This window comes from Deinococcota bacterium (assembly GCA_030858465.1).
GTDB lineage: Bacteria > Deinococcota > Deinococci > Deinococcales > Trueperaceae > JALZLY01.
Genome location: JALZLY010000387.1, coordinates 1 through 5212 on the forward strand (window position 1 = coordinate 1; position 5212 = coordinate 5212).

The 5212-nt window shown below is 68.7% G+C and carries 4 protein-coding genes; all 4 read left to right on the forward strand.

Annotated elements, in window-relative coordinates:
- Positions 1 to 1178: alpha,alpha-trehalase (locus M3498_19045; protein MDQ3461366.1), on the forward strand; the 1178-nt coding region annotated here is incomplete at its 5' end.
- Complete coding sequence (locus M3498_19050; protein MDQ3461367.1) at positions 1171 to 2478, forward strand: sulfatase; 1308 nt, start codon at positions 1171 to 1173, stop codon at positions 2476 to 2478. The genes M3498_19045 and M3498_19050, both read left to right, overlap by 8 nt.
- Before the next feature lie 2 nt (positions 2479 to 2480).
- A complete protein-coding gene (locus M3498_19055; protein ID MDQ3461368.1) occupies positions 2481 to 3986 on the forward strand; it encodes a sulfatase-like hydrolase/transferase in 1506 nt (501 codons plus the stop codon).
- A 15-nt stretch (positions 3987 to 4001) separates the two neighbouring features.
- Positions 4002 to 5212, forward strand: a 1211-nt coding sequence (locus tag M3498_19060) for an alpha-L-rhamnosidase N-terminal domain-containing protein (GenBank protein ID MDQ3461369.1), incomplete at its 3' end; no start/stop codon positions are given.

Genomic DNA, 5212 nt, shown 5'->3' on the forward strand with positions numbered 1-5212 from the left:
AAGAAGAGGACGTCCGCGCCGACGAAGAGGGTACGCTGTTCTTTCTGCCCCATCCCTACAGTACCGCCGGCGGAAGCGAGACCGTATTTCCTGAAATGTACGGCTGGGACAGCTATTTTATCAACCGCGGCCTGCTCCTTCACGGTCGCTTTGAGTTGGTCAGGAACCATATTCTCAACCACCTGTTTATGATTGCGCGCTACGGCATGGTCCTAAACGGCAACCGCTCCTACTACCTCAGCCGCTCGCAGACACCGCTCCTGGCCGACAGCGTGTGGCACTACGCGCAACACCAGGACGACCCCGGCCTGCTCATGCAGGCGTATCCGCTGCTCAGGCTCGAGTACGAGGGCTACTGGAACGCCGCGCACCACCGGACGCCGACCGGCCTGGCGACGGCCCGCGACCTCGGCGACCCCAATTTGCGGGCGGAGCTGGCGAGCGAGGCCGAAACGGGCCTCGACTTCTGCGCGCTCTACGGCGGCGACGCGCGGGGCTGCGTTCCCCTCATCGTCAACTGCGCGCTGGTACGCTACGGGCGGGTGCTGGCCTGGCTGGCCGAGACCTTGGGCCGCCGCGAGGAGGCCGAAGGCTGGCTCGAGGAAGCCGAGCTTCGGGCAGAGCGCATCCGTGCCCTCTGCTGGGACGAGGACGAGGGGTTTTTCTTCGAGTACGACTACCTGCGCGGCGAGCGCTTGCCCGTCCGCTCGCTCTGCGCCTACTGGACGCTCTGGGCCGGGGTCGCCACCCCCGCTCAGGCCGAGCGGCTCGCCCTTCAGTTGGGGCGCTTCGAGCACCCCGGCGGTCTGGCCTTCACCGACCGAGCCTACTCGAGCCCGCATCCCGAGTTCGAGCACCTCCAGTGGCAGTGCCCGGCGGGCTGGCCGCCCATGCACATCGTCGTCACCGACGGCCTCAGCGCCTACGGCTATCAAGAAGATGCCCGGCGGATTGCCGGGGCCTTCCTCAACCTGATGCTGGGCGAATACGCCAAGACCGGCAAGCTCTGGGAGAAGTACAACGTGGTGACGGGCGGGACGGAAGTGCCGCTCGAGCGCTACCCCACCCCGCCGCACCACGGCTGGTCGTCGGCCGCCGTCGCGGTCCTGGGCGAAAGGGTGTACGGCGCCGCGGCCACCACGCCGCCCGCAAGGGAAGGAGTCTCCGCCGATGCCTAAAAGGCCCAACATCCTCTACCTCCACTCGCACGACACCGGCCGCTCTATCGAGCCCTACGGCCACGCGGTAGCCACGCCCAACCTCCAGCACCTCGCCGAGGAGGGTATCCTCTTCCGCCAGGCCTACTGCGCCGCGCCGACCTGCTCGCCGAGCCGCGCGGCGCTGCTCACCGGGCAGAGCGCGCACAGCAGCGGCATGATGGGCCTCACCCACCGCGGCTGGCTCTTAAACGACTACCGCCAGCACCTCATTCACACCCTGCACGCGGCGGGCTACACCTCGGCCCTGGTCGGCGTCCAGCACGTCGCGCCGGAGCCGGGCGGCGCCGCGCGCATCGGCTACCGCGAACTCCTGCCCACCCAGAGCGCCAAGGCCGAGCACGTCGCGCCCGCGGCGGTGGCCTTTCTCGAGCGCCCTCACGACCAGCCCTTCTTCCTGTCGGTCGGCTTCGTCGAGACGCACCTGCTGCCCGGCCCCACCGCCTTTGGCTACGAGGGGGGCGACCCGCGCTATGCCGCCCCGCCCGCGCCTCTGCCCGACACGCCCCGCACCCGCCGGGACATGGCGGATTACCGGATGGCCGCTCAGGCGTTGGACCGCGGCATGGGGGAGGTGCTGGCGGCGCTTGAGCGCAGCGGCCAGGCCGACAATACCCTGGTCGTCTGCACGACCGACCACGGCCTGCCCCTGCCCGGCATGAAGAGCAGCTTGAGCGACCACGGCCTAGGCGTGATGCTGATGATGCGCGGCCCCGGCGGCTTTTCCGGCGGCAAAGTCTCGGACGCGCTGGTCTCGCAAATCGACCTCTTCCCGACGCTCTGCGACCTGCTCGAGCTTCCGCCGCCGTCATGGCTTCAGGGCAGGTCGCTGATGCCCCTCATCCGCGGCGAAACGGAGGACGTGAACGACGCGGTTTTCGGGGAAGTCACCCACCACGTCGCCTACGACCCGCAGCGGGCGGTGCGGACGAAGCGCTACAAGTACATCCGCCGCTTCGGCGAGCGCGTTCACCCGGTCCTGTCCAACACCGACGACAGCCTTGCTAAGGACGAATGGTTGGGGCACGGCTGGCAAGGGCGCGAGCGGCCCTTCGAGGGGCTCTTCGACCTCGTCTTTGACCCGCAGGAAGGGGAAAACCTGGCCCTCGACGTGGCGCACGGGGCGGTGCTTGCCGAGATGCGGGGGAGGCTCGAGCGCTGGATGAAGGACACCAGCGACCCGCTGCTCGAGGGACCCGTTCTTGTGCCTCCAGGCACCAAGGAAAAAAGTCCTGACGCCGTCTCACCCAAGGAGGCCTGAGCTTGCGCATTCTCTATATCGACATCGACTCGCTGCGGCCCGATCACCTGGGCTGCTACGGCTACGCCCGCCCCACCTCGCCGATGATGGACACTATTGCCAAGGAGAGCGTCCGCTTCACCAACTTCTTCGCCTCGGACAGCCCCTGCGTGCCCTCGCGCGCGGCCCTCATGAGCGCCCGCCCCGGCATCCAAAACGGTGTCGTCGCGCACGAGAACACGCCCAAAGGCAGCACCATGCGCTACGGTAACGCTCAGCGCTACGGCGACGCGCCCTTTTTCATGCACCATCTGCTGCACGCGGGCATGCGCACAATTTCGTTCTCGAGCTTCGCCGACCGCCACTACGCGGGCTGGTTTCACTTCGGCTTCAGGGAGTTCCATCTGGCTAGCTTGAAGGGCGGCAACGAGGACGCCATTGAGGTCAACGCCGCCGTGCTGCCCTGGCTCGAGCGCTTTGCGGGCGAGGACGGCTGGTTCTTGCACCTCAACTACTGGGACCCGCACACGCTCTACACCGAACCGCTCGAGTACATGCACAAGATGGCCGAACACCCCGCGCCCGCCTGGCCCGACGCGGCCACCATCAAAGCGCAGCAAGCGCTCGTCGGCATCCGCACCCCCAGGACGCTGTGGGCGGACAACCCGCACGAGGGCTTCGGCAGGAGCCGTGTGCCGACCATGCCCGACAGGGTGGGCAACCGCGCCGACTTCGAGCACCTGGTGAACGGCTACGACGGCGCGATCCGTTACCTCGACGAGCATCTGGCGCGAGTGTTCGACGTGCTCGAGGCTCAGGGCGTCCTGAGCGAGACGGCCGTCATCATTTCCGCCGACCACGGTGAGGCCTTTGGCGAGCTCGGCCAGTACATGGAGCACGGCGCCGCCACCCCCGCGACCAACCGCGTGCCCCTCATCGTCCGCTGGCCGGGCGTCACCGACGGCGCGGCGGGCCGGGTCCGCGACGAGCTGCTGCTCAATATCGACCTCGCGCCCACGGTCTCAGAGGCGCTCGGCCTCGAGCCTCCCGCCGGCTGGGCCGGGCGCAGCTTCCTGCCGCTTCTGAAGGGCGGCGACCTCGCCCAGCCCAGGGACCACCTCGTCTTTTCGCACGGCCTCCACACCCGCCAGCGCGCGGTCTATGACGGGCGCTGGCTCCTCGTGCGCTCCTACCATCCGAGCTACTACCTCTACCCGCCGCGGATGCTCTTCGACCTGAGCGCCGACCCCTATCTGACGAACGACCTCGCCGAGGGGCTGCCCGAGCAGGTCGCAGTGATGGACGCGTTGCTCGTGAGCTGGGAGCGGGAGAACGTCGCCGCGACCGGCCTGCCCGACCCCATGCGCGATATCCAGGGCGAGGCGCCCGCCATCATCGGCGCGCCCGCAGCCTATCTGGAGCGCCTTCGCGGCGAAGGGCGCGAGAGGGACGCGGACAGGCTGCTCGAGCAGTGGGCGCGGCTGGAGGCGGACTACGCGCCGCCGCCTCTCGACCAGGCTATGGATTAGGTGATGGACTAGGCGATGGACCAGGTGATGGACTGGCGAGCACAGTGGATCTGGGCGGACGGCGAGGCGAGCCCGCGCAACGCCTGGCGCTGCTTCCGCAGGGCGTTCGAGGCGCCGCTGGGCTGGGACGGGGCGCGACTCGCTATCACCGCCGACTCGCGCTACGTCCTCTACCTGAACGGTGTGCGCCTAGGGCGCGGCCCGGCACGTTCCTGGCCCTTCCTCCAGAGCTTCGACCTTTACGAGGTCGGCCACCTTCTCAAACCCGGCAGGGCCAACGTCCTGGCGGTCTTGGTCATGCACTACGGCGTCTCGAGCTTCCAGTACCTCCGCGGCCGGGGCGGGCTTCTGGCGCAGCTCGAGCTGACGCACGCGGCCAAGGTGACGACCGTCGTCACCGACTCGAGCTGGAAGAGCGCGCTGCACGCCGGCCACGACCCCAGAAGCCCGCGCATGTCGGTGCAACTCGGCTTCGCCGAGCGCGTAGACGCCCGCCTTTGGGACGACGCCTGGCAGGGGCCGGACTATGACGACAGCGCGTGGGCGCGGGCTGAGGCCGTAGGGCCGGTCGGCACCCCGCCCTGGACCGAGCTCACCCCGCGCGACATCCCGCATCTGAGCGAAGAACCCCTCTACCCGTCGCGCGTCGTCTCGCTCCGCGCGGTCAAGCCGCTCGCCACCACCGCCACCATCGACATCTGCGCGCAGATGATGCCCGACAGCGTCAACCACAGCAACGCCGTGCGCTACGCGGGTTATCTCGCCACCGTCTTGAGGCTGCCGCAAAGCGCCCGCCTGACGCTCGGCTCAGCCTTGGCGACCACCAGCGTCTGCGGCGCGTGTTTCGTGAACGGTGCGCCCATCGACCCCACGCGCTGGACGGGAACCGACCCCGAGCGCTATCTGACGCTCGAGCTGACCGCCGGAGACAACCTCCTGCTTATCGAGACGACGGGCGACGACCGCAGCGGCGTCGGCCTGCACCTCGGTATCGACAGCGAAGAGGCGTTCGAGCTCGTCTCGCCCTTGGGGGAGGGAAGCTCGTCACCTTTTGTCACCCTCGGGCCTTTCGACGAGCTGATGGTCATTGACCATCAGCCCAGCCGCGCGCTCGTCAGCGACCACCCAGCCTACCGTCAGGCCGCGGCGGCCTGCTCGAGCGAGGAGTTGCTGGCCCTGCGCGAGTGGCTGCGGCCCGTACCGACAAGCCTGGTCAGCCAGGACGA

Excerpts from the sequence above, each read along its gene's own strand:
- M3498_19050 (MDQ3461367.1), top strand. The coding sequence starts at position 1,171 with ATGCCTAAAAGGCCCAACATCCTCTACCTCCACTCGCACGACACCGGC.